The organism is Herbaspirillum rhizosphaerae (assembly GCF_046025915.1).
Taxonomy (GTDB): Bacteria; Pseudomonadota; Gammaproteobacteria; order Burkholderiales; family Burkholderiaceae_D; genus Herbaspirillum; species Herbaspirillum rhizosphaerae_A.
Genome location: NZ_JAQQFR010000020.1, coordinates 38055 through 62459, shown reverse-complemented (window position 1 = coordinate 62459; position 24405 = coordinate 38055). Strand labels below are relative to the sequence as shown.

Annotated in this window: 25 protein-coding genes and 1 pseudogene; 15 read left to right on the top strand and 11 right to left on the bottom strand. The window is 57.5% G+C overall.

From position 1 onward, the window contains the following. A pseudogene (locus PQR63_RS22710) lies at positions 1-322 on the top strand (ketol-acid reductoisomerase); the annotation flags it as partial. Between the two features lie 225 nt (positions 323-547). After that, the gene (locus PQR63_RS22705) at positions 548-1192 is read left to right on the top strand and encodes a glutathione S-transferase (RefSeq protein WP_408170451.1); all 645 of its coding nucleotides are present in this window, start codon (positions 548-550) and stop codon (positions 1190-1192) included. Between the two features lie 16 nt (positions 1193-1208). Here PQR63_RS22705 and PQR63_RS22700 read toward each other — a convergent pair whose 3' ends face one another. Then, the gene (locus PQR63_RS22700) at positions 1209-1694 is read right to left on the bottom strand and encodes a glutathione peroxidase (RefSeq protein ID WP_408170449.1); all 486 of its coding nucleotides are present in this window, start codon (positions 1692-1694) and stop codon (positions 1209-1211) included. Positions 1695-1757: 63 nt separating this feature from the next. Continuing rightward, complete coding sequence (locus PQR63_RS22695) at positions 1758-2798, bottom strand: type IV pilus twitching motility protein PilT (RefSeq protein ID WP_408170447.1); 1041 nt, start codon at positions 2796-2798, stop codon at positions 1758-1760. A gap of 51 nt (positions 2799-2849) precedes the next feature. Here PQR63_RS22695 and PQR63_RS22690 point away from each other — a divergent pair, with 51 nt between their 5' ends. From PQR63_RS22690 to PQR63_RS22680, 3 genes are read left to right on the top strand one after another with little or no spacing between them, the layout of a single operon-like run. After that, entirely contained in the window at positions 2850-3557 is a 708-nt protein-coding gene (locus tag PQR63_RS22690; protein ID WP_408170445.1) for a YggS family pyridoxal phosphate-dependent enzyme, read from the top strand. Between the two features lie 48 nt (positions 3558-3605). Next, entirely contained in the window at positions 3606-4421 is an 816-nt protein-coding gene (gene proC, locus PQR63_RS22685) for a pyrroline-5-carboxylate reductase (RefSeq protein ID WP_408170443.1), read from the top strand. A 7-nt stretch (positions 4422-4428) separates the two neighbouring features. Beyond that, entirely contained in the window at positions 4429-5166 is a 738-nt protein-coding gene (locus PQR63_RS22680) for a peptidoglycan DD-metalloendopeptidase family protein (RefSeq protein ID WP_408170441.1), read from the top strand. A gap of 74 nt (positions 5167-5240) precedes the next feature. Here PQR63_RS22680 and ubiA read toward each other — a convergent pair whose 3' ends face one another. After that, positions 5241-6107 (bottom strand): 4-hydroxybenzoate octaprenyltransferase, encoded by an 867-nt coding sequence (gene ubiA / locus PQR63_RS22675; RefSeq protein ID WP_408170439.1) that lies wholly within the window; start codon positions 6105-6107, stop codon positions 5241-5243. A 286-nt stretch (positions 6108-6393) separates the two neighbouring features. On the opposite strand from ubiA, the gene ugpB reads away from it, so the two are divergent. The 4 genes from ugpB to PQR63_RS22655 all read left to right on the top strand — a co-directional run bounded on the left by ugpB (position 6394) and on the right by PQR63_RS22655 (position 10737). Then, positions 6394-7701 carry a sn-glycerol-3-phosphate ABC transporter substrate-binding protein UgpB gene (ugpB, locus tag PQR63_RS22670; protein ID WP_408170438.1) on the top strand — a complete coding sequence of 436 codons (1308 nt, stop codon included), beginning with the start codon at positions 6394-6396 and terminating at the stop codon, positions 7699-7701. A gap of 188 nt (positions 7702-7889) precedes the next feature. Then, a complete protein-coding gene (gene ugpA / locus PQR63_RS22665) occupies positions 7890-8774 on the top strand; it encodes a sn-glycerol-3-phosphate ABC transporter permease UgpA (RefSeq protein ID WP_408170436.1) in 885 nt (294 codons plus the stop codon). Positions 8775-8810: 36 nt separating this feature from the next. Then, complete coding sequence (gene ugpE / locus PQR63_RS22660; protein WP_094562756.1) at positions 8811-9662, top strand: sn-glycerol-3-phosphate ABC transporter permease UgpE; 852 nt, start codon at positions 8811-8813, stop codon at positions 9660-9662. Between the two features lie 4 nt (positions 9663-9666). Beyond that, a complete protein-coding gene (locus PQR63_RS22655; RefSeq protein WP_408170434.1) occupies positions 9667-10737 on the top strand; it encodes a sn-glycerol-3-phosphate import ATP-binding protein UgpC in 1071 nt (356 codons plus the stop codon). 74 nt (positions 10738-10811) lie between these two features. Here PQR63_RS22655 and PQR63_RS22650 read toward each other — a convergent pair whose 3' ends face one another. Next, positions 10812-11276 (bottom strand): RidA family protein, encoded by a 465-nt coding sequence (locus PQR63_RS22650; RefSeq protein ID WP_408170433.1) that lies wholly within the window; start codon positions 11274-11276, stop codon positions 10812-10814. Between the two features lie 144 nt (positions 11277-11420). On the opposite strand from PQR63_RS22650, the gene gcvA reads away from it, so the two are divergent. The 3 genes from gcvA to cheD all read left to right on the top strand — a co-directional run bounded on the left by gcvA (position 11421) and on the right by cheD (position 14376). Then, complete coding sequence (gene gcvA, locus PQR63_RS22645; RefSeq protein ID WP_408170431.1) at positions 11421-12335, top strand: transcriptional regulator GcvA; 915 nt, start codon at positions 11421-11423, stop codon at positions 12333-12335. A gap of 26 nt (positions 12336-12361) precedes the next feature. Beyond that, positions 12362-13438: a fumarylacetoacetate hydrolase family protein gene (locus PQR63_RS22640; protein ID WP_408170429.1), complete on the top strand. Its 1077-nt coding sequence runs from the start codon at positions 12362-12364 to the stop codon at positions 13436-13438. 335 nt (positions 13439-13773) lie between these two features. Then, positions 13774-14376 carry a chemoreceptor glutamine deamidase CheD gene (gene cheD, locus PQR63_RS22635; protein ID WP_408170427.1) on the top strand — a complete coding sequence of 201 codons (603 nt, stop codon included), beginning with the start codon at positions 13774-13776 and terminating at the stop codon, positions 14374-14376. 16 nt (positions 14377-14392) lie between these two features. Here the strand turns inward: cheD and PQR63_RS22630 are convergent, their stop codons facing one another. From PQR63_RS22630 to PQR63_RS22610, 5 genes are read right to left on the bottom strand one after another with little or no spacing between them, the layout of a single operon-like run. Beyond that, a complete protein-coding gene (locus PQR63_RS22630) occupies positions 14393-14776 on the bottom strand; it encodes a nuclear transport factor 2 family protein (protein WP_408170425.1) in 384 nt (127 codons plus the stop codon). Between the two features lie 40 nt (positions 14777-14816). Then, positions 14817-15824: a TRAP transporter substrate-binding protein gene (locus PQR63_RS22625; protein WP_408170423.1), complete on the bottom strand. Its 1008-nt coding sequence runs from the start codon at positions 15822-15824 to the stop codon at positions 14817-14819. A gap of 55 nt (positions 15825-15879) precedes the next feature. Further along, positions 15880-16518 carry a glutathione transferase gene (gene yfcF, locus PQR63_RS22620; protein ID WP_408170422.1) on the bottom strand — a complete coding sequence of 213 codons (639 nt, stop codon included), beginning with the start codon at positions 16516-16518 and terminating at the stop codon, positions 15880-15882. A gap of 38 nt (positions 16519-16556) precedes the next feature. Next, positions 16557-16922, bottom strand: a complete 366-nt coding sequence (locus PQR63_RS22615) for a glyoxalase superfamily protein (RefSeq protein WP_408170453.1) — start codon at positions 16920-16922, stop codon at positions 16557-16559. A gap of 38 nt (positions 16923-16960) precedes the next feature. Beyond that, positions 16961-17908, bottom strand: coding sequence for a LysR substrate-binding domain-containing protein (locus PQR63_RS22610; protein ID WP_408170420.1), 948 nt, complete (start codon positions 17906-17908; stop codon positions 16961-16963). Positions 17909-18051: 143 nt separating this feature from the next. Here PQR63_RS22610 and PQR63_RS22605 point away from each other — a divergent pair, with 143 nt between their 5' ends. Next, positions 18052-18462 (top strand): c-type cytochrome, encoded by a 411-nt coding sequence (locus PQR63_RS22605; protein WP_408170419.1) that lies wholly within the window; start codon positions 18052-18054, stop codon positions 18460-18462. Between the two features lie 40 nt (positions 18463-18502). Here PQR63_RS22605 and recG read toward each other — a convergent pair whose 3' ends face one another. Next, positions 18503-20653 carry an ATP-dependent DNA helicase RecG gene (recG, locus tag PQR63_RS22600; RefSeq protein ID WP_408170417.1) on the bottom strand — a complete coding sequence of 717 codons (2151 nt, stop codon included), beginning with the start codon at positions 20651-20653 and terminating at the stop codon, positions 18503-18505. Between the two features lie 109 nt (positions 20654-20762). Between recG and queA the strand changes: the two genes are divergently transcribed. Further along, on the top strand, positions 20763-21788 hold the full coding sequence (gene queA, locus PQR63_RS22595) for a tRNA preQ1(34) S-adenosylmethionine ribosyltransferase-isomerase QueA (RefSeq protein WP_408170415.1): 1026 nt from the start codon (positions 20763-20765) through the stop codon (positions 21786-21788). Beyond that, complete coding sequence (gene tgt, locus PQR63_RS22590; protein ID WP_408170414.1) at positions 21781-22908, top strand: tRNA guanosine(34) transglycosylase Tgt; 1128 nt, start codon at positions 21781-21783, stop codon at positions 22906-22908. The genes queA and tgt overlap by 8 nt, the downstream gene beginning before the upstream one ends. Before the next feature lie 120 nt (positions 22909-23028). Here the strand turns inward: tgt and manD are convergent, their stop codons facing one another. Further along, on the bottom strand, positions 23029-24237 hold the full coding sequence (gene manD, locus PQR63_RS22585) for a D-mannonate dehydratase ManD (RefSeq protein ID WP_408170412.1): 1209 nt from the start codon (positions 24235-24237) through the stop codon (positions 23029-23031). Between the last annotated feature and the right edge of the window lie 168 nt (positions 24238-24405).

The following is a 24405-nucleotide window of genomic DNA, read 5'->3' as shown; positions in this document are numbered from 1 at the left end:
GCTGATCGTCGACCTGATCTATGAAGGCGGCATCGCCAACATGAACTACTCGATCTCCAACAATGCGGAATACGGCGAATACGTGACCGGCCCACGCATCATCAACGAAGAGAGCAAGAAGGTCATGAAGCAAGTGCTGACTGACATTCAGACCGGCGAATACGCCAAGAGCTTCATTCTGGAAAACAAGGCAGGCGCACCGACATTGCTGTCGCGTCGTCGTATCAACGCTGAACACCAGATCGAAATCGTTGGTGAGAAGCTGCGCGCGATGATGCCTTGGATCAAGGCCAACAAGCTGGTTGATCAAACGAAGAACTAGTCAGATCACCGTAGTCCTGTCGTTCCAACGAAAGTTGGAACCCAGCGCCGTGAACGTGGCTGTTTAATGCGCTGACGTCACTGGGTTCCAGCGTTCGCTGGGACGACGCAGGTAGGTGATGCGGTTGGTTGAAGAAAAGGACGCTTTGGCGTCCTTTTTCATTTCGCGGTATGTTTACGACCCGAGGCCATCTAGGTCCCCGTTCCATCCACCAAGGAGACACCAGTGCAACTGATCGGCATGCTTGATTCCCCTTATGTGCGCCGCGCCGCGATTTCCCTGCAATTGCTGGGGCTGCCGTTTGAGCATCAATCGATTTCGGTCTTCAGCACCTTCGACCGTTTTCGCGAAATCAATCCGCTGGTGAAGGCGCCGTCGCTCATCTGCGACGATGGCATGGTGCTGATGGATTCGGTACTGATTACGCAATACGCTGAAGCATTTCCACAGAAGACGCGCAGTCTGCTGCCGACCGATCTGGGTGAATTGCAGCGCGCTTTGCGCATCATCGGGCTGGCAATGACGGCATGTGAGAAGAGTGTGCAGATTGTCTACGAACACAAATTGCGTCCGGCCGAGAAGTTACATCAACCTTGGCTGACGCGTGTATCCGGCCAATTGCTGGAAGCGTACAAGGCACTGGAAGATGAGTTCACCAAGCGGCCTCAAGTCGAGACCAGTGTGACCAGCGCGACCATCGATCAGGCTACGCTGACGACTGCGGTGGCCTGGTTCTTCAGTCAGCAACTGGTCGCGGACGTAGTGCCGGCCGCAGACTATCCTGCGCTGGCAGCGTTGTCGAAGGCAGCGGAGTCCCTACCGGAATTTGTCGCCGCGCCTTATGGCGACGGCACTTGCAATCCGCATTGAACCAGCTTGTTCGGGCTTATTCAGCCAGCAGTTTTTCAATGTCGGCCACCATGTCTTCCGGCTTGGTGGCCGGTGCATAGCGTTTGAAGACGGTGCCGTTTTTGCGCACCAGGAATTTGGTGAAATTCCATTTGATGGCCTTGCTGCCCAGCAGTCCGGGTGCTTCTGTCTTGATATAAGTGAACAGCGGGTCGGCCTTGTCGCCGTTGACGTCGATCTTGGCGAACAGCGGGAAGCTGACGCCGTAGTTCTTTTCGCAGAACGCGCCGATTTCTTCCGCCGTGCCCGGTTCCTGGCTGCCGAACTGATTGCACGGAAAGCCGAGTACTTCAACGCCTTTTTCCTTGAACTCGCGGTAGATCTTTTCCAGGCCCTGATATTGCGGCGTGAATCCGCATTTGCTGGCGGTGTTGACGATCAGGACAACTTTGCCGCGATATTGATCCAGCGAGGTTGGTGTGTTATCAGGCAGCGCAGGCTGGAAATCGTAAATGGTGGGCATGATGTCCTCGTAGAGGTAAGAAAATAATGACGTCCATGATAGCCCATGGACGGGAGGCCGACCCTACGCGAACTGATCCGGATTGCGGGCGGTTGCGCGCGCCGTCTCCGGCGTAATCAATTCCTTGCGCAGCAATTCGGCGAGGCAGTGATCCAGCGTCTGCATGCCTGCCGCTGCGGAAGTCTGCATGACCGACATCATTTGCGCGACTTTGCCTTCGCGGATCAGGTTGCGGATAGCGGGCGTGCCCAGCATGATTTCGTGTGCGGCGATGCGGCTGTCTCCGGTTTTGGTTTTCAGCAGGATTTGCGAAACAACTGCACTTAAGGACTCGGAGAGCATGCTGCGTACCATCTCTTTTTCTTCTCCGGGAAAGACGTCGACGATGCGATCAATGCTTTTGGAGGCGGAAGAGGTATGCAGAGTAGCCAATACCAGATGGCCGGTTTCCGCTGCGGTCAGTGCCAGGCGGATGGTGTCGAGATCGCGTAGCTCGCCGACCAGGATGACGTCAGGGTCCTCACGCAAGGCTGAACGCAACGCATTGGCGAACGAGCGGGTATGCGCACCGACGGCACGCTGGTTGATCAGGCTTTTGTCAGACGTATGAACGAATTCTATAGGGTCCTCTATGGTCAGCACGTGCGCCGGGCGATGCGTGTTGATATGCCGGATCATGGCCGCCAGCGTTGTCGATTTGCCTGATCCGGTGGGTCCTGTGACCAGAATCAGGCCTTGTCGGCGCAGCGCCAGGTCGCTCAGTATCGGCGGTGCACCAAGCTCGGTGAGCGTAGGAATCATCTGCGGGATGGTGCGGATAACCGCTGCCGCACCGCGGGCCTGATGGAAGGCGTTGATGCGGAAGCGCGCCAGGCCGGCAATGTCGATGGCGAAGTCGCATTCCAGATCGCTTCGCCACGTAGCAGCCTGCGCCGGCGTCATGATGGTGTCGAGCATATTGCCCAGATCCTCCGTCTGCAATGCCGGGAGATTGATGCGCCGCATGTCGCCGTGGATGCGCAGCATGGGTGGCAGGCCGGTGGAAAGATGCAGGTCGGAAGCGTGATTCTTGACCGAAAAGGCGAGCAGGCCGGGAATGTCCATTTATAATCTCTTACACAAAAACAGCGTTGTCCCTCCCTGAACCAAAGAATTATGTCGTCAATCGCAAAACAGTTGCAAGTTGTTAACTCTCGAATTGCCGCCGCCGCGCATGCCGCAGGCCGTGATCCGCAAGAAATCCAGCTGTTGGCGGTATCGAAGTTTTTTGATATTTCGTCTGTCTTGGAAGCCGTGCGCGCCGGACAGACCGCATTCGGGGAAAATTACGTCCAGGAAGCGCTCGACAAGATCGACGCCTTGAAGCTGGCCGCGCCCGAGGCTGTCGTCGAATGGCATTTCATCGGGCCTATACAGAGCAACAAGACGCGCCAGATCGCAGAACATTTTGATTGGGTTCATTCGGTCGATCGCGAAAAAATCGCGCGCCGCCTGTCAGAACAGCGTCCGCCGCAACTGCCGCCACTCAACATTTGCCTGCAAGTGAACATCAGCGAGGAAGACAGCAAGAGCGGCCTGTCGCCGGATGAATTGTTGCCGGTGGCGCAGGCGGTTGCTGCCATGCCCGGTTTGCGCTTGCGTGGACTGATGGCGATCCCGGCACCGACGGAAGTGGAAGAAGAGCAGCGCGCAGCGTTCCGGCGCCTGCGCGAATTGTCGGACTTGTTGGTCGCTAACGGCATCCCATGCGACACGCTGTCGATGGGGATGTCAGCAGACATGGATGCTGCTATCGCCGAGGGCGCGACTATCGTGCGCGTCGGTACGGCGATTTTTGGGCAGCGTCAGATCAAGTCAATCTAAGTCAGTTGTATATAGGGCCATCCGTAGTTATCGATAGGAAAAGAATACATGTTGAAGATAGGTTTCATCGGCGGTGGCAACATGGCCACTGCATTGATCGGCGGTCTCGCAGGCAAACTGACGGATGGCAAGAATATTCATGTCGTCGACCTCAATCCTGAATCGCTGCAAACGCTCAATCAGCGTTTCGGCGTCACCACGGCCCTGCAAGTGGACGACACGCTGGCGGAATGCAACGTCATCGTGCTGGCAGTCAAGCCGCAGCAGATGCGCCAGGTGGCCGACAGCCTCAAGCCTTTCATCGGCACGCAACTGGTGCTGTCGATTGCCGCCGGCATTCGTAGCGCCGATCTGTCGCGCTGGCTTGGCAACCATCAGGCCATCGTGCGCGCCATGCCGAATACGCCGGCGTTGATTGGCAAAGGCGTCACCGGCATGGCTGCCATGGAAGGCGTGAGCGCCGAGCAACGCGCTGCCGCAGATGCTATCCTGCGCGCCGCGGGCACGACCGTGTGGCTCGACAGCGAAGACCTGATCGATCCGGTGACAGCGGTATCGGGCAGCGGCCCGGCCTATGTGTTCTATTTCATGGAAGCCATGCAACAGGCTGCGCTGGAGCTGGGCCTCACCGCCGAGCAAGGCGTCGAGTTGGCGAAAGCGACGTTCGCAGGTGCGGTTGAATTGGCGATTCGTTCGCCGGAACCATTGTCGCTATTGCGCGAACGTGTGACGTCGAAGGGCGGTACCACCTACGCAGCGCTCACCAGTATGGAAAACGATGGGGTCAAGCAGCACATCATCACTGCCGTCAAAGCCGCCGCTGCAAGAGGGAAAGAATTGGGGGAGGAGTTTGGTAAGGATTAGTCTTAACGTGCGTCGATTCAGTTGTGTTTTGCTCGCAGTGCTGCTGACAGCCTGCGCAGGTGCCCCGCAAGCGGATGGTGATTTCTATACAGTCAGAAGAGGCGATACGCTGATCGCTCTGGGCCGGGCTTTCGGCCAGAATTATCGCGACCTGGCCGCATGGAACAAAATTTCCGACAAGGACGACATCGAGGTCGGTCAGGTGCTGCGCATCCGTCCGCTGCCATCGGGTGCTCCGATTTCACGGGCTCGTCCCGCGCACTCGACCGAGTCGGGCGCAACAGCGTCGGCGGTAGTACGCGAACGCCGAGCCGCGGAAGCGAAAAAGGATGCCTCATCTGGAGCCTCGGCAGCACCGTCAGTTGCGGAAGCTGAACGCCTGAACTGGATGTGGCCGGCCCAGGGCAAACTGAGTCCGACCACCGACCGCAATCTGAAGGGTATCGATATCGTTGGCACCAGCAGCCAGCCGATCTGGGCTGCCGAAGCGGGCAAGGTGACGTACGCAGGGCGCGGTATTCGCGGCTACGGCAACATGATCATCATCCGGCACAGCCGCACGTTGTTGTCGGTCTATGCCCACAACAAGTCGATCATGGTCAAGGAAGGACAGACCGTCAATCGCGGACAGCAGATCGCAGAGATGGGTGATACCGACAGCAGTACGGTGAAGCTGTACTTCGAGATCCGCAGCAACGGCAAGCCGATCAACCCGACGCCACTGTTACCGAAGCCACACGGCTGAAGGGGTGAGGCGTACTCAACATCTGTTTGCGATCCGGCGGCTATCCAACAAGGCAGCAAGATCGCAAACAGCTTCTAGCGCAGGGCGTAGTCCAGCGCGACTCCGGCAAACATCGCCGCACCCAGCCAGTTGTTATGCATGAACGCGGCAAAGCAGCGGCTGCGGTCACGTTCATGGATCAGGCGATAGTGATACACCGCACAGCCGGCAGCAACCAGCATGCCGAGGCTGAACCAAGTGCGCAAACCGTATTGCCAGCCCACCGCCCAGAAAATTCCCAGCGCTGCGACATAGCACAGCATCACCGCCAGCACGTCAAAGCGGCCGAAGGTGATGGCTGACGTCTTCATGCCCAGCTTGATGTCGTCATCGCGATCGACCATTGCGTATTCGGTGTCATAAGCGACTGCCCAGAAGATGTTGGCCACCAGCATCAGCCAGGCGGCCAGCGGCACCGAGTCCTGCACTGCAGCAAATCCCATCGGAATGCCGAAACCGAATGCAATACCCAGATAAGCCTGCGGAATGGCAAAAAATCGTTTGAAGTAGGGATAGCTGCCGGCCACGATCAAGGCCGCGACGGACAATTGCTTGGTGAGCCCGTTCAGCGGCAGGATCAGCAGGAAAGAGATCAAGGCCAGTACGGCTGCCACCATCACCGCTTCCCAACTCTTGATCTTGCCTGCGGTCAGCGGACGGTCAACGGTGCGCTTGACGTGCTTGTCGAAGTCGCGGTCAGCGTAGTCGTTGATGGCGCAGCCGGCTGAACGCATCAGAATGGTGCCCACGGTAAAGATCGCGACGATATGCCAATCCGGGCGACCGTCCGACGCCAGCCAGACCGCCATCAATGTTGGCCACAGCAGCAGCAGGATGCCGATGGGTTTATGCAGGCGGATCAGTCGGAAATAGAGAGTCAGGCGTTGATTCAGCTGATTCATGTCGGGCGGGCAAGAAGAAAAGCGCCATTATAAATGGTGGAGAAATAGTCGCTCACTGACTCCCGGACTGGCGGATATTCCTGACTGTCCTGACAGAATCCGGTAGAACCTTTTCTCACTCAATTTCATTCGAAATGAACAAATGTAACAATGCTTGTGAATTTTTGATCAAAAAAGCGAAATTATTTGCGATTGAGGAAATTAGACGTTAATGTACGACCGGTGTAACGAGACAGTCACAATGACTTGATAACATCGGTCACCTTTTTTCGGGAGGATTACCCTAATGAAACTGCATCTGAAAGCTTTTGCAGCAGCCGCTGTGATGGCGACAATGACAAGCTCCGCCTATGCGGTTACTGAAATTTCGTGGTGGCATTCGATGACCGGCGCTCTGAGCGAACGCGTCAACACCATGGCAGACGAATTCAACAAGAGCCAGTCCGATTACAAAGTTGTCCCTATTTACAAGGGCACTTATGATGAATCGATGGCAGCAGCGATTGCCGCTTATCGCGCAGGCAATGCTCCAGACATTCTGCAGATTTTTGAAGTCGGCACAGCGACCATGGTGTACTCCAAGGGCGCGATCAAACCGGTCTATGAAGTGATGCAGCAAGCAGGCGAAAAGTTTGACCAAAACGCCTACGTGCCAGCCGTCTCCGGTTACTACTCGACTGCGAAGGGCATGATGTCCTTCCCGTTCAACAGCTCGACCACGATCATGTTCTACAACAAGGACCTGTTCGCCAAGGCCGGTCTGGATCCGAACAAGCCGCCAGCGACCTGGCAAGAGTTTGTCGGCATGGCTGCCAAGATGAAGGCCAGCGGCGTCACCTGCCCTTACACCACCACATGGCAATCGTGGGTGCATCTGGAATCGTTCGCAGCATGGCACAACACTGAAACCGCTTCCAAGAGTAACGGTTTCGGCGGCCTCGATGCGCGTCTGAAGATCAATGGCCCACTGCAAGTGCGCCATATCGAAAACATGTCCAACTGGGCCAAGCAAGGCTACTTCATCTACGCAGGCCGCAAGGATGAAGCCAACGCCAAGTTCAACGCCGGCGAATGCGCAATCATCACCGGCTCATCGTCTGCTTACGCCGATATCCGCAAGAACGCCAAGTTCAAGTTCGGCGTTGCACCGCTGCCTTACTACAGCGACGTTGCAGGCGCACCGCAAAACACCATCATCGGCGGCGCATCGCTGTGGGTCATGGGCGGCAAGAAAGCTGACGAATACAAGGGCGTAGCCAAGTTCTTCACTTACCTGTCCAAGCCTGAAGTGCAAGCCAAGTGGCATCAGGAAACCGGCTACCTGCCAGTGACCAAGGCTGCTTACGAAATCACCCAGAAGTCCGGTTTCTATGAGCGCAACCCAGGCACCGACGTCGCTGTAAAACAGATGATCGTCAAGACCACCGATAAATCGCGCGGTATCCGTCTGGGCAACTACGCACAGATCCGCACCGTGATCGACGAAGAGTTGGAAAACGTCTGGACTGGCAAGAAGACACCGAAGGATGCGCTCGACAGTGCCGCCAAACGCGGTGACGAATTGCTGGCGCGCTTCGAAAAAGCCAATAAGTAAAAACAGTCATCTGAAATGCATCTTCGGCTCCGGCCGGGATGCAAATCTCAGAAATGACGATAGCAAGACACTCAGCCCCGGCCCGCGCCGGGGCGATGTATTTTTTAGCTGCTCAGAGAATTTGTTGATGCGGATGTAAACGTTCTCAACAATTCTGACGCTGCCTCGTTTATAGGACACAAGCTATCGTGGAAAAACGCGCTCGCTTCACATCATCATGGCTGCCGTATGCGCTGGTCGCACCGCAGATCCTGATCACGATATTATTTTTCTTCTGGCCTGCAGTGCAGGCCTTGTACCAGTCGGTGCTGTTGCAGGATGCCTTCGGCGGCTATTCCGAATTCGTCTGGTTCGACAATTTTTCCGCCTTGTTCGGCGATCCGACTTATCTGGCGGCGTTCGGGACCACGGCGATTTTCTCCGTGCTGGTGGCGGTGGGCGGCATGGTGCTGTCGCTGATTCTGGCGGTGTTCGCTGATCGCGTCGTCAAGGGTGCGGCGATCTACAAGACTTTCCTGATCTGGCCGTACGCCGTGTCGCCGGTGGTTGTCGGCGTGCTGTGGATGTTCCTGCTGAGTCCTTCGCTGGGCCTTCTTTCGCACGTGCTGGCCTGGCTCGGCATCAACTGGAATTACATGATCAACGGCAATCAGGCGATGACCCTGATCGTCATTGCAGCGATCTGGAAGCAGATCAGCTACAACTTCCTGTTCTTCCTCGCCGGTCTGCAATCGATTCCGAAGTCGCTGATCGAAGCCGCAGCCATTGATGGCGCCGGTCCGGTCAAGCGCTTCTTCACGATCATCTTCCCGATGATCTCGCCGACGACCTTTTTCCTGATGGTGGTCAATATCGTGTACGCGTTCTTTGACACGTTTGCCATTGTCGAAGCGACGACGCACGGCGGTCCGGGCAAGGATACGGAAATTCTGGTCTACAAGGTCTTCAGCGACGGCTTCAAAGGCGGCGATCTCGGCAGCGCCGCGGCGCAATCGGTGGTGCTGATGGTGATCGTGATCCTGTTGACCGTGGTGCAGTTCAAGTATGTAGAAAAGAAGGTGCAATATGCCTAAGTCTTCATTGCATTTCATCCTGAAAGGAGCGACAGCATGATAGAACGCCGCCCCATTCTCGACGCGATCAGCCATTTGGTGCTGATCATCGGCGCGATCATTGTGATCTTCCCGTTGTACGTGGCCTTCATCGCCAGCACCCAGACCGCCGAGCAATCGGCCATGTCGCCGCTGTCGCTGATGCCTGGTACAGAGATGGTCGCCAACTATAAAACCGTGTTGACGCAAGGCGCTTCCGGCAACGTGTCGTCGCCACCGGTGTCGCGCATGTTGTGGGTCAGCCTGGTGACGGCGCTGGTGATCGCGATCGGCAAGATTTCGATCTCCATGCTGTCGGCATTTGCGATGGTCTACTTCCGTTTCAAGGGCCGCAATTTATTCTTCTGGATGATTTTCGTCACCTTGATGTTGCCGGTGGAAGTGCGTATCACGCCGACCTATCAGGTGGTATCGGACTTCGGCATGCTCAACAGCTATGCCGGGTTGACGGTGCCGCTGATTGCTTCGGCGACGGCAACTTTCCTGTTCCGGCAATTCTTTTTGACGGTGCCGGATGAGTTGGCGGAGGCCGCGCGTATCGATGGTGCGGGACCGCTGCGCTTCCTGAAAGATGTGCTGTGGCCGCTGTCGCGCACCAACGTGATTGCGCTGTTCGTGATCATGTTCATTTACGGCTGGAACCAGTATCTCTGGCCGCTGATGATCGCTACCGAACAAACCATGTACCCGATCGGCATTGGTATCAAGACGCTGATTTCGGGTGGTGATTCGGCAGTGGAATGGAATATGGTGATGGCAACGATGATCCTGGCAATGTTGCCGCCGGGGCTGGTCGTCGTAGTCATGCAAAAGTGGTTTGTTAAAGGTTTGGTCGATTCCGAGAAATAGAGACATGGCGAAAATTCATCTGAAACAGGTCAAGAAGACCTACGGCAAAGCACCGAAAGCAGTCGACGTCATCCACGGCATCGACATCGATATCGACGACGGCGAATTCATCGTCATGGTCGGTCCTTCCGGATGCGGCAAGTCGACGCTGCTGCGCATGGTCGCGGGACTGGAAGAGATCAGCTCCGGCGACATCATGATCGGCGACCGTGTGGTCAATAATCTGGAGCCGAAAGAGCGTGACATCGCGATGGTGTTCCAGAACTACGCGCTGTATCCGCACATGAGCGTGTACGAAAACATGGCCTACGGTCTCAAGATCCAGGGCCTGCCGAAAGCCGAGATCGACACCCGCGTGCAACGTGCGGCAGAGATCCTGGAATTGGGTGCGCTGCTGGACCGCACACCGCGTCAACTGTCCGGCGGTCAGCGTCAGCGCGTGGCGATGGGTCGCGCGATTGTACGCAAGCCGGCGGTATTCCTGTTCGACGAACCGCTGTCGAACCTCGACGCCAAGCTGCGCGTGCAAATGCGTCTGGAAATCCAGAAGCTGCACGCCTCCTTGCGCACCACCAGCCTGTACGTGACGCATGACCAGGTCGAAGCGATGACATTGGGCCAGCGCATGATCGTCATGAACAAGGGCCGTGCAGAGCAAATCGGCACCCCGGCGGAAGTCTACGGCAAGCCTGCCACCACCTTCGTTGCCAGCTTTATCGGCTCGCCGCCGATGAACCTGCTTAACGGCAAGCTCAGCGACGACGGCGCACGTTTCACCTTTGACGACGGTTCGACGGTCGAACTGCCGGCATCGAAGAGCATCGGCGGCGGCGCGCGTATCCTCGGCATTCGTCCGGAACATCTGCATCTCGGACGTCCCGGTCTGAACATGGAAGTCGAACTGGTCGAAGCATTGGGCGCCGAGTTGCTGGTGCACACGCGTTGCGGTGGCCAGTCGATGGTGATTCGCTGCGCAGCGGGCACTGACGTGGCGATGGGCCAATCGGTCACTGCCGGTTTCGATGCCAATCTGTTGCACTGGTTCGATCCGCAAACCACGCACCGTATTGACTGAGCGTTAAGTTTCGATACTTCGCAATAAAAAACCGGCAGATATCTGCCGGTTTTTTTATCTGTCATATCTGCAGGTCAGTTTTCCAGCGCCACCACAATATCCAATTCCACCGCCGCATTGCGCGGCAATTGCGCGACGCCGACGCTGGTGCGTGCGTGGCGACCTTGTTCAGGGCCGAACAATTCATAAATCAGGGATGACGCGCCATCGGCTACGGCGCTTTGCTGGCTGAAATCCTCCGTGCTGTTGACGTAGACATTCAGGCGCAGGATCTTGTCGATGCGCCGGAGATCGCCGACGGTGTCGCGCAAGGCGGCCAGCGCACGGATCAGCGCGGCGCGTGCGCCCATCTTTGCGTCCTCGATACTGACCTCGCGACCCAGCTTGCCGGATACCAGCACGCGATCGCCGTCGCGTGGTAGTTGACCGGCGATCCAGGCGAGACCCTGATGTACGACGCCGGGCGCGTATTGCGCACCGGGCGCGGCGGAGGCGGGCAGGGTGATGGCGAGTTCGGTAAGGCGTTGTTCCAGATTCATTGAGGTTCCTTGGGGAAGTGCGGGGCGGTTGCCGACGTTGAGGTCTATAATAAATTTCCTTGTGCCGTGAGTGCAAAGCATCTTTTCTCAGGCTGGCCTTAATTTTTTTCTTGTCACCTTGCTTACCTTTTTCGCTTTGTCACGATGACCGTACGCAAACTGCCTTCGCTCAACGCTTTGCGCGCCTTCGAGGCATCGGCGCGGCATCAGCGTTTTACATTGGCGGGAGAAGAGCTTAACGTCACCGCCGGTGCCGTCAGCCATCAGGTCAAGGCGCTGGAAGACGAACTCGGCGTCATTTTGTTCGAACGTTTGTCTAATCAACTGCGGTTGACGCAGGCCGGACAACGTTATCTGGCGGTCATCGGCGATGCCTTTGACCGTATCGAAAGCGGCACCCGCAGCTTGTACGTGCAAGCAGATCGTCAGCGTCTGGCGATTTCCACGTCCCCCAATTTCGCCGCCAAATGGCTGGTGCCGCGTTTGGGCGAATTCACCGCGCAATATCCTGAGATGGAATTGCGTCTGGATCAGAGCGAACTCCATACCAACTTCATCCGCGAAGAAATCGATGTCGCCATTCGCTACGGCGAAGGCCCATGGCCCGGCTTGTCCTGTTTGCGGTTGGGCGACGAATTCTTGCTGCCCGTTTGTGCGCCTTCCCTGATCGCCTTCCGGTCCGTGAAGGAAATTGCCGATGCCAGTTTGTTGCACGTGAATGATCGTCAAGGATGGACGAGTTGGTTCGCGGAGCATGGCGAGCCGATCGTGGCCGGCGGCGGCATTGTCTTCAATCAGGAAAGCGCGGCCGTCGATGCAGCCATCGCAGGGCAGGGCGTAGCACTGGTGCGTTCTTCGCTGGTGGCGCATGCTCTGCAGCAGCAACGGCTGGTCGTACCACTGGTGCAGAATCTGACGTTCAGACAAGGCAAGCAAGCTTACTGGCTGGTGTATCCGCAAGAGGGCGAGATCGACGGCAATGTTGCCGCCTTTTCCAATTGGTTATTGCAGGCGTTTGAGAAAGACCGGCAATTCTGGAAGGAGTTGACCGGAAAATAAGGTAATTAAAAAAAGAGGAGACAAAGATGGATAAGAACCGTCGCAATTGGATCAAGGCCGGTGCATCGGCAGCAGTGGGCAGCATGTTGATGGGGCAGAATCTGTCCCAGGCGCAGACCGCAAACAACGGCCAGCAAGCGTTGGTAGTCACACCGCTGCCAGGCAAAATCGGCATGCGCCTGGCCACGGCAAGGTTGGGTAATTCCAGTGTATCCACCGTCATCGTTGTGCTGGACGACGGCCGTGTGGTCGATCTGAAAAGCGAAGCGCAGCGCCAGAATATGACGCTGGGGTTTGACGCCTCATCGATGCTGGCATTGGTTGCCAGCGGCAACGCGGGATTCGCACAGGTGAAGGCGGTGGTTGATCGTGCGGCTCAGCAATCCGGTTTGCCGAATGTCAGCCAGACCACGCTGATGTCGCCGATTCCTCGTCCCGATCGGAATATCTATTGCGTCGGCTGGAACTACCTCGATCACTTCGAAGAAGGCAAGAATGCACGCGCCGACAAGGCAGTGCAAAAGCTGCCCGATCATCCGGTGTTTTTCACCAAGGCTACGCATACGATGAACGGCCCCTTCGATCCGATTCCGCACGATATTACCAACTCCAACACCACCGATTGGGAAGCAGAACTCGCTGTCGTCATCGGTCAGCGCGGACGCAATATTCCGGAAGACAAAGCGATGGATTACGTCTTCGGCTATGCCGCCTACAACGACACCACGTCGCGCGAAGTCCAGCAGAAGCGTCACGGCGGACAATGGTTCAAGGGCAAGAGCCTGGATGGACATGGGCCGATGGGGCCGTGGATCGTCACCGCCGCGGGCGTGCAGCTCGACGACGTGCGCGTGATCTGCCGCGTCAATGGCGTCGAAAAACAGAATGCCAGCTACAAGCAGATGTATTTCAAAATTCCGCGCATCATCGCCGAGCTGTCACGCGGCATGACGCTGGAGCCGGGCGACATCATCGCGACCGGTACGCCATCGGGTGTCGGCTTTGCGCGCACGCCACCGGAGTTCCTGAAGCCGGGCGACCTGCTGGAAACTGAAATTACCGGCGTCGGCATCATTCGTAATCCGATCAGATCGGAAGTGTAGAGATAAGCAATCGCGCGTTAGAAGAAGCGGCCCGGCATGGATAAAAATGCCGGGCCGTTTTGTTTGGTGCAGAGTAAACAATGCTGTACGGAAAAAAAGCGTATTGCCAGTGTGGCAAATTGTTCCTGTTTCGCAGCGGCAAATAATTTGCGCCTGCCTGCTCTTCTTCCGTTCTGGGCCTGATGTTGCCGTCAATACTGGAAGGCGCTCGACTATAGCCTAGGGGATTCCCCTATATCGACAATGCGTGAGTCTGCATAAAATCGTTTCAACATACTCAATAAGATGTCACCCTAAGACAACGAACGGTGCCCCACGCCGGAACAGGAAAAACGATGAACGCAAATATCGAGCAGTTCGCTTCCCATGTCTACCATGACCGCAATTTCAATTGCGATACGGCAAAAATTCTTCCTGGCGAATACTATTACACGCATCACGACATGATGATCGTGACGGTACTGGGATCGTGCGTGTCGGCGTGCATTCGCGATCGGGTCACAGGCATCGGCGGGATGAATCATTTCATGCTGCCGGATGGCGGTAATGATGCCGACAGCCCGATTTCATCCTCGATGCGCTATGGTACCTACGCCATGGAAATCCTGATCAATGAAGTCCTCAAGGCCGGCGCCAAGCGCGAGAATCTGGAGTCGAAGGTATTTGGTGGTGGCGCCGTGTTGCGCGGATTCAATGCGATCAACGTCGGCGAGCGCAATGCCGCTTTCGTCAGGAGCTATCTGCGTACCGAAGGCATTCGCGTGGTGGCTGAAGATCTGAACGACATCTGGCCGCGCAAGGTGCATTACTTCCCGCGTTCCGGCAAAGTACTGGTCAAAAAACTGAAGTCTGCCGATCCGGCGCTGGAGATGAAAGAACGCGATTACGCCGGAAAACTGGCGAAGAAGCCAGTAGGCGGCGATATCGACTTATTTTAATCTGCAGGAAAATTTTTCAATATTTTTCTTCTACGAGCGGCACGCGTTGCGCCGGGTCGTAGAAGAAAGTCTCTTCGGCGATACGTTCGCCTTCCCAACGCTGATAGGCCAGCTCTTCCATGTGGGTGACGGTGCCGTCTTGCCATTCAAAACGGAAGATCCATCGAATCACCACTTTGTCGCCTTCTATAAACACCGGTCGCACGCATTTTGACTTCAGGCTCTTTACACGCGCCATGACCTTGCGTTCGTTGGCGATGTGGGCATCTCGGCCAAAGCGTGGCGGGTTGCCGTTTTCCTGCATGGTGGAGTCTTCGGCGTAGAACTCTTCCACCGCCTCAATATGCGCATTCGCTTCGACGCGAGCGATGAACTTTTCCAGCGTGTCTTTGCTTGGCATCAGGATCTCCTCGATTTCTTCAATTGGTTCTTTACAGTGCTTATTTTGCCTGCAATACGGCCGTGCAGCGTGTCCGGACTTCGCTATTTTTATCTTGCTGCCACCAGCTGTCGGTTTGCTCCTGGCCGGCCTTGCGCAGCGCCAGGCGTACGCTTGCCGCGGGCTGCAGATTCAGCTGCATATTGTGTTCTTTCATGCGGGCATAGTTGTCCTGGATGCGGCTCTTGACGTTGGCCCAGCTGGCGTCGCTGGTGGCTTTGGCCGCTTGCGTCAGGATGCTTTGCTGCGCCGGTGTCAGCTTGTTCCAGGCATCGTTGTTGATGATGGTGTAGCTCAACGGGATTGCATAGCTGATGGCGGTAAAGTTAGGCAGATGGTCCCACAGACGATTGCCCGCGCCGCCGTCGCCAGATGACAGCACGGCATTGAGTTCGCCGGAAACCAGCTTGGGGCCGACAGCAGAGAATGGCAGGTTGACGCTGTTGGCGCCGACGCGTTGGAAGACGCCTCGGCTGTTGTCGTCATAAGTACGGATGTTGAGCGCCTTGATTGCATCGACGTCCGGCACTGCCTTGGCCGACCAGATCCCGGATGGCGGCCACGGTGTGGCGTACAGCAAGCGCATGTTCAGTGCCGCCAGATGGCGTTCCAATTCCGGCTGGGTGCAGGTGAACAGCGATTGCGCCTGCTCGAAATCATCCACCACGAAAGGCAGTGAAGACAGCAGGAAGAATGAATCGCTGCCGCCCAGAATGCCGGCGAAAAGTGTGCCGATTTCCGCCTTGCCGCTACTGACTGCGCTGACCTGATCCTTGCCCTTGTAGGGATTCGCGGTTTCTTGCAGAGTGGTCACGGCGATGTCGTCATTGGACAACTGTTTGACCGCGGCCGCAAACTGCAGGTCGGCGCTGGCAGTGATCGAGGTAGCCGGATATTCGTTGATCAGATGCAGCGACGCACTTTGTGCTGCTGCCGGTCCGGCCTGCAAAAGCAAGGCCGAGATAGCAACGGCAAGGGCACAACGTTTGGTCAGTGAGGACAACGACATGAACACTCCTGTGATTTTTCTTATTGAACGGTGAGGGAAATGACAGAGATAGTTGTTACGAAACGGTCGGCCGTTCCAGCGCCAGCCAACGCTGCACCGATGGCCGCTGCCACTGTTGCTGTGCATAGGCAATCAGTTTGGGCGGCAAGGCGTCGCCATGCAAGGCGAGGCGATTGATCATCACCGCGAGATCGGTGTCGGCGATACACCATTCTCCGAACAGGTTGGCCGCATCTTCACTCAGCAGCGCATCGACGGCCTGAATCAGCTTGTGCGCGGCAAACTGTGCTGCGGTCGACAAGGGGTCGTACTTTTTGCCGAGAAACACAGCCTCGGTAGGGCGCTCTTGCCGGATCGGTCCGAGGTCGCTGCGCAACCATGCCTGTATTTCACGGGCTTTGGCCTTTTGGCGCGGATCGCGTGGATACAGCGGGGCAACTTCAGAGAACCGGTCTTCCAGATATTCGTCGATGGCGGACGATTCCGACAGATGGAAATCTCCTTCGCAGAGCGTCGGCACGCGATGCGTCATCGACAGTTGCGCGTATTCCGGCAAATGATTGTGCTGCAGCGTCAGGTCGACGGTACGCAGTTCAAAGGGCTGATTTTTTTCCGTCAGCGCGACGAAAGCGGACATCGCATAAGGACTGAGAAATTGGGCATCAACGTACAGGGTGAAAGACGGCGAGTTCAAAACAGCTCCTCCATGAAGGGATGGGACGACGAAGATTTCTAGGAATGCATTTGCTCACAGAAGCGCAGACGATTGCCGAAAGGATCGGCGATTTGCATCTGGCGCCCCCAAGGCAGGCTTTCCACGCCCGGACGGGCGTAGGGATAATCTTTGGCGGTCAGCTCCTGATGAAACGCATCAATGCCGTGTACCCGCGCAAAGATGGTCGCCCCCGGTGCGGCGTCGCCATAGTGTTCACTCAGATGCAGAATCAGGTCGGCGCGGCGGATCTGGAGGTAAAGCGGAGCACCCGCTTCAAAGCAGTGCTCCCAGTCGATTTGAAAACCAAGAAAATCGAGATAAAACTCTCTGGCCTTGTCTTCGGAAAAGATGCGGATGATCGGGATCGCGGGCATCAACTGCACATTCGATTGCACGTAGGTGCTCCTTATTGATTGCTTGTTCAGCCTTCCGTGACTTCTGCTTCATGCAGCATGTCGACGCCCGGCAAATTGCAGGCCAGCACGGCCTTGCGTACTGTGTCGATGGCCGCCTGGCGGGTGAAGCTCTTGCGCCAGGCGATGACCACGCGGCGTGACGGAACCGGTTTGGCGAACGGCACGTAACGCACCATGCCGTCCTTGGCGTTCATGTCGGGCACCGAGGCTTGCGGCAGCACGGTGATGCCGATACCGGACGACACCATATGGCGGATGGTTTCCAGCGAAGAGCCCTCGAAGGTGCGCGCAATGCCGTCGCCGGCGGTCGAGAAGCGCGACATTTCCGGGCAGACTTCCAGCACCTGATCGCGGAAGCAATGACCGTTGCCGAGCAGCAGCATGGTTTCGGTTTTCAGATCCTGCGCAGTGATTTCCTTGCGCTCTGCCCATTTGTGATGCTTGGGCAGGGCGATGACAAATTCTTCGTCGTATAGCGGTTGCACGATCAGGCCGTGCTCAGGAAAAGGCAGCGCCATGATGGCCGCATCCAACTCGCCCTGGCGTAGCAACTCGATCAGGCGCGTGGTGAAATTTTCCTGCAAGATCAGCGGCATTTGCGGCACCGTCTCGATCATGGTCTTGACCAGCGATGGCAGCAGATAAGGGCCGATGGTGTAGATGATGCCCAGGCGCAGCGGGCCGGACAGCGGGTCTTTGTTCTGGCTCGCGATTTCCTTGATGGCGGCGGTTTGTTCCAGCACGCGTTCGGCCTGTGCGACGATCTGTGCACCCAATGGCGTGACCGACACCTCGGTGCCGCCGCGTTCGAAGATGATGACGCCGAGTTCGTCTTCCAGTTTCTTGATCGCGACCGACAAGGTCGGCTGCGCCACAAAACAGGCTTCGGCAGCGTGGCCGAAATGTTTTTGGCGCGCTACGGCGACGATGTATTTGAGTTCGGTGAGTGTCATAAGGCTTTATTGGCTGATGCGAGCTGATATGCGCAGACTATAGCTCATTTGCGGGTGGCATGCAGGGCAGCGGCAGCGCGGCAGGCAGCATGATAGAGTTGCGCCCAATCGCAGAAGGAATCTGCGGATTTGCAGGTAAGAACATGAGTAAAAAACAAGTATGGATTCAGGCGCTGCAAGCCTTGCAGGCTTTGCTCAGGATAGCGGCGGCCACGATGTTTTGCCTGCCGATTTCGGCAAAGGCTGCAGGCGACGTTGCAGCCGGCAAAGCGGCGTTTGCCAAATGCGCCAGCTGCCACCAGATCGGCCCCTCGGCGCGCGCCGGTTTCGGGCCGCAGCTCAACGGTATCGTCGGCCGTCCGGCCGGTTCGACCAAGGACTATCGCTATTCAGCGGCGATGCAAAACTCGCGCATCGTCTGGACCGAAGACAAACTGCGGGCTTTCATGAAAGCGCCGGGTGAGGTGGTGCCGGGAACCAAGATGCGGTTTTGGGGCATCAGCAATGAAAAGGATCTGGATAACTTGCTGGCATACATGAAAACGAATCCTTGATGTCCGCATGATCGGGCACGAGGTCATCAGATTTAGGTCATCAGACCTTGAGGAAATCTTCCTTGCCACCGAGCCAGCGCTGCAAATGCGCGTCGACAATAGCGTCCTCATTTTGCAGCAGCGTCTGCGCCAGATTGCGGGCTTTTTCCACCAGCCATTGATCGGTCGCCAGATCGGCAAAACGCAGCAGTGCTTCTCCCGATTGGCGTGCGCCGAGGAACTCGCCGGGGCCGCGGATTTCCAGGTCGCGGCGGGCGATTTCAAAACCGTCGGCGGTCTCGCGCATGGTCATCAGGCGCTGCTTGGCGGTGCCGCCGAGCGGGCTTTGGTAGAGCAGGATGCAGGCGCTGGCTGCGGCGCCACGGCCGACGCGGCCACGCAACTGGTGCAGCTGCGACAGACCGAATCGTTCCGCGTGTTCGATCACCATCAGCGAGGCATTGGGTACGTCGACGCCGACTTCAATCACGGTCGTGGCGACCAGTACGTGGATTTCGCCGCGGCTAAAGGCATCCATTACATCTTGCTTCTCAGCTTGTTTGAGGCGGCCGTGGACCAGGCCGATGCGCAGGTCGGGCAGCGCTTCCGCCAGCATGGAATAAGTGTCGGTCGCGGTTTGCAGCTGCAGGGCTTCGGATTCTTCGATCAGCGGGCAGACCCAGTAAACCTGGCGGCCTTCCAGCGCATTGGCGTGCACGCGCGCGATGACTTCTTCGCGACGGTTCTGATCGATGGTGCGCGTGACGATGGGCGTGCGGCCTGGTGGCAGTTCATCGATGACGGAGACTTCCAGATCGGCGTAATAAGTCATCGCCAGCGTGCGCGGGATCGGCGTGGCCGACATCATTAATTGATGCGGGACGGTTTGCGTCGCCGATGGCATTGCGGAGATGTCCGCGTCGGCATCCCGTGCTTTGTTACGCAACGCCAGCCGCTGGCCGACGCCGAAGCGATGCTGCTCGTCGACAATCACCAGACCGAGCTTCTGAAACTGCACATTGTCCTGAATCAGCGCATGCGTGCCGATGACCAGCCGTGCCTCGCCGGATTCGATGAGCGCGTTGGCTTCGGCCTTTTCTTTCTTTTTGAGGCTGCCGGTGAGCCAGGCGACCTTGACGCCGAGCGGCTCCATCCATGCGGCGATCTTGCGAAAATGTTGATCGGCCAGGATTTCGGTCGGCGCCATCAATACCGCCTGAAAACCGCTGTCGATGGCTTGTGCAGCAGCCACGGCGGCAACCACGGTCTTGCCGCTGCCGACGTCGCCTTGCAGCAGTCGTTGCATGGGAAAGGATTCTTGCAGGTCATGGCGAATCTCTGCCAGCACGCGTTGCTGTGCGCCGGTCAGCTTGAACGGCAATTGTTTGATGAATGCCCTGGAAATCTTGCCGATGGTCGGCAGTGCGCTGGCATTGCGCGCGCGGCGTGCCGCCTGGGCGCGTTTGAGCGACAGTTGCTGCGCCAGCAATTCATCGAACTTCATGCGGATCCAGGCCGGATGCGAGCGTTCTTCCAGCGCGTATTCGTCGACGTCGGTCGGCGGATTGTGCAGCAAGCGTATCGAAGACTCGAAGCCGCCCAGCTTCAGTTCTTCCAGCATGGCTGGGGGCAGGGTGTCGCGCCAGTTGATGCGGCTCAGGGCGCCGCCGATGGCTTTACGCAGATACGCCTGCGAGAGGCCTTCGCCAGCCGGGTAGACCGGTGTGAGCGCGGTCGGCAATGGAGCGCCTTCGAGCACGACTTTATACGTGGGGTGAACCATCTCGGCGCCGAAGAAACCGTGGCGCAATTCGCCGCGCACGCGAACGCGAACGCCTTCCGATAACTGCTTGGCCTGGCTGCCGTAGAAATTGACGAAGCGCATCACCAGTGGGCCGCTGTCGTCGGTAATCGTGACGACCAGCTGCCGGCGCGGGCGGAACTGAATGTCGCTCTTGCTGACGATGCCCTCGACCTGAACCACTTGCGTGCCGCGCAGGCTGGCGTCGTGGATGCTGATGACCTGCGTTTCGTCCTCGTAGCGCAGCGGCAGATGCAGCGCCAGATCCATGTCCGAGCGCAGGCCCAGTTTGGCGAGCTTGTTTTGGGCCTTCTGGGCATTGCTCAGCGGCGGCGTGCTCTTTGATGCTTTGGCTGGGGCTTTGCCTTCCTTGGTGCTGTCGGCGGAAGCTTTCTTCTTCGGTGCTGGCATGCAGAGAGGTTTCTATGTCGAGAAAGCGTAAAATAGAGGGTTTGGCGCTATTTTACTGTGTTTAATTACAGTATTGTCGCAGTATTGTTGCTTCTATTCTTTATTTTCCATGTATTCACTTTCCGATTTCGATTTCGACTTGCCGCCTGAGTTGATTGCCCAGCTGCCGCTGGCGGAGCGCAGTGCTTCCCGTTTGCTGCAAGTCGATGGCGCTGCCTTGACCGACCGTCGCTTCGCCGATGTGGTCGACTTGCTGTCGCCCGGCGATTTGCTCGTCTTCAACGATACCCGCGTGCTGAAGGCGCGCTTCTTTGGCGTCAAGGAAACCGGCGGCAAGGTCGAGGTGTTGGTTGAGCGCGTGCTCGACAGCCGCAGCGTGCATGCTCAGGTGCGGGCGTCCAAGTCGCCGCCGGCAGGTACGCGTATTCGTCTGGCCGAGGCTTTCGACGTGATCGTCGGCGAGCGCTATGGCGAGTTCTACACGCTGCAATTTCCGTCGGATGTATTCGAACTGCTGGAACAATACGGCAGTCTGCCGTTGCCGCCGTATATCGAGCACGAAGCCGATGAGTTCGACGAGACGCGCTACCAGACCGTGTACGCCAAGGAGCCGGGTGCGGTTGCCGCGCCGACTGCGGGTCTGCATTTTGATGAAGCCTTGCTGGCGAAGCTGAAAGCCAAGGGCGTCGATACCGCCTTTGTCACACTGCACGTCGGCGCCGGCACTTTCCAGCCGGTGCGGGTGGAAGACCTGTCCGAGCACAAGATGCACAGCGAGTGGTACACCATCGCGCAAGAGACGGTGGATAAAGTACGCGCGGTGAAAGCGGCGGGCGGTAAGGTAGTCGCCGTCGGCACCACCAGCATGCGCGCATTGGAGTCGGCATCGCAATCCGGTGCGCTGGAAGCGGGCAGCGCCGACACGCGGCTGTTCATCACGCCGGGCTATACCTTTAACACCGTGGATCGCCTGATTACCAACTTCCACTTGCCCAAGTCGACGCTGCTGATGCTGGTCTCCGCCTTTGCCGGCTACGACAACATCCGTGCTGCTTACGCACACGCCATCGCGCAGCAATATCGTTTCTTCAGCTATGGCGACGCCATGCTTTTAACCTGTACACATCATGCTTGAATTTACTCTGCTTAAAACCGACGGCAACGCCCGTCGCGGTCGTGTCAAACTGAACCACGGTGTGGTCGAAACGCCGATCTTCATGCCGGTCGGCACCTACGGTTCCGTCAAGGCGATGTCGCCGCTGGAACTCAAGGAGATCGATGCCCACATCATCCTCGGCAATACCTTCCACCTGTGGCTGCGCCCGGGTCTGGAGGTGATGGCCAAGTTCGGCGGCTTGCATGGTTTCATGGGTTGGGACAAACCGATCCTGACCGACTCCGGCGGCTTCCAGGTATTTTCGCTGGGTGAGATGCGCAAGATCACGGAAGAGGGCGTGCACTTCGCCTCGCCGATCAACGGCGACAAGTTGTTCCTGTCGCCGGAAGTGTCGATGCAGATCCAGCGCGTGCTGAACTCCGACATCGTCATGCAGTTCGACGAATGTACGCCGTATGAAATCGACGGCCGTCCCGCCACGCAAGTGGAAGCGGCGCAATCGATGCGCATGTCGCTGCGCTGGGCCAAGCGTTCCATGGATGAGTTCAAGGGTGGTGAAAATCCCAACGCGCTGTTCGGCATCGTGCAGGGCGGCATGTTCGAAACCCTGCGCGACGAATCACTAGCGGGCCTGAACGAACTGGGTTTTGACGGCATTGCCATTGGCGGCCTGTCGGTCGGCGAGCCGAAAGAAGACATGATGCGCGTGCTGGAGCACATCGGCCCGCGTCTGCCTGCGGACAAGCCGCACTATCTGATGGGTGTCGGCACGCCGGAAGATCTGGTTGCCGGCGTGGCCAGCGGCGTCGACATGTTCGACTGCGTCATGCCGACCCGCAATGCGCGCAACGGCTGGCTGTTCACGCGTTTCGGCGATATCAAGATCAAGAACGCGCGCTACAAGGAAGACACCAAGCCGCTCGACGAAACCTGCGACTGCTACGCCTGCAAGAACTTCTCGCGCGCTTATCTGCATCACCTGCATCGCACCGGTGAAATCCTCGGTGCGCGTCTGAACACGATTCATAACCTGCATTACTACCTGCAGATCATGAAGGAAATCCGTGCTGCCATCGACGATGGGCAGTTCACGCAATTCGTCGCCAAGTTCAAGGAAGACCGCGCACGCGGCGCCTGATCTCCCGACAGAATTTGGCAGTCTTCCCAGCGAAAGCTGGGACCCAGTGTCGTGACGCGCTTAGATACGACACTGGGTCCTGACTTTCGTCAGGACGACAGCAGCAGAATCAACTCGCTCTTACCAGTTCCACACCGTACCGTCACGCAGACGGCAAGTCGGCAGATAGGCGCGCTCATATGGGAATTTGAGCGCAGCCGCTTCGTCGATGTCCACACCCAGACCCGGTGCATCGGGCAACATCAGATAACCCTTGTCGAAGTGGTAGCCATGCGGGAAGACCGCATCCGTTTCCGGCGTATGGCGCATGTATTCCTGTATGCCGAAATTGGGCACCCACATGTTGAAGTTGAGTGCTGTCGCCATGCTCACTGGGGACAGATCGGTCGCGCCGTGGCAGCCGGTCTGCACCTGGTATAGCGAGGCGAGATCGGCGATGCGGCGCAGGTGCGTGATGCCGCCGGCATGGACGACGGTGGTGCGGATGTAGTCGATCAACTGATTCTGGATCAGATCCTTGCAATCCCAGATGCTGCTCATGATTTCGCCGACGGCCAGCGGAGTGGTGGTGTGCTGGCGGATCAGTTTGAAGGCTTCCTGATTCTCTGCCGGCGTGGCGTCTTCCATCCAGAACAGCTTGAACGGTTCCAGCGCCTTGCCCAGTTGCGCCGCTTCAATCGGTTTGAGACGGTGATGGCAATCGTGCAGCAGGTGATGATCGCTGCCGTATTTGACGCGCACCTTTTCGAACAGGTCGGGCGTATGGCGCAGGTACAGCGGCGTATCCCAGATTTCTTCGTCGGGCAGGCCCTTGTCGGCCGGTTCGTAATACATGTTGCCCTTGCCGACGCCGTAGGCCTTGTCCAGACCCGGTACGCCGGACTGCACGCGGATTGCCTTGTAACCCATGTCGATATAGTGGCCGACAGCATCCAGCGCTTCGGCGTGGTCGCGGCCGTTGGCGTGGCCGTAGACCATGACGCCTTCGCGGCTCTTGCCACCCAGCAGCTGATACACCGGCAGATTGGCAGCCTTGCCCTTGATATCCCACAGCGCCATGTCGACGGCGGCGATGGCAGTCATGGTGACCGGGCCGCGGCGCCAGTAGCCGCCGCGATAGAGGTATTGCCAGGTATCTTCGATGCGTGAGGCGTCGCGTCCGATCAGGCAAGGAATGATGTGATCTTCCAGATACGATTTGACGGCAAGTTCGCGTCCGTTCAGGGTGGCGTCACCGATACCGTAAATGCCCTGGTCGGTTTCTATCTTGAGGGTGACGAAGTTGCGGCCTGGACAGGTCACGATGACCTTGGCGCTGAGGATCTTCATGGATGCGATTTCCTTGTCTCGATGCGGAGCGGTCCGGTTTCGGATGACCTGGGCGCTCGGCTGTTCTGAATGAATTTTCAATGTGGTCTAACCAATATTGATTATGGCACTCCAATTTGACTGGCGCAATAGTCGCAGCGCCGGGCCTCCCCGTAGGCTTTTGTTTTT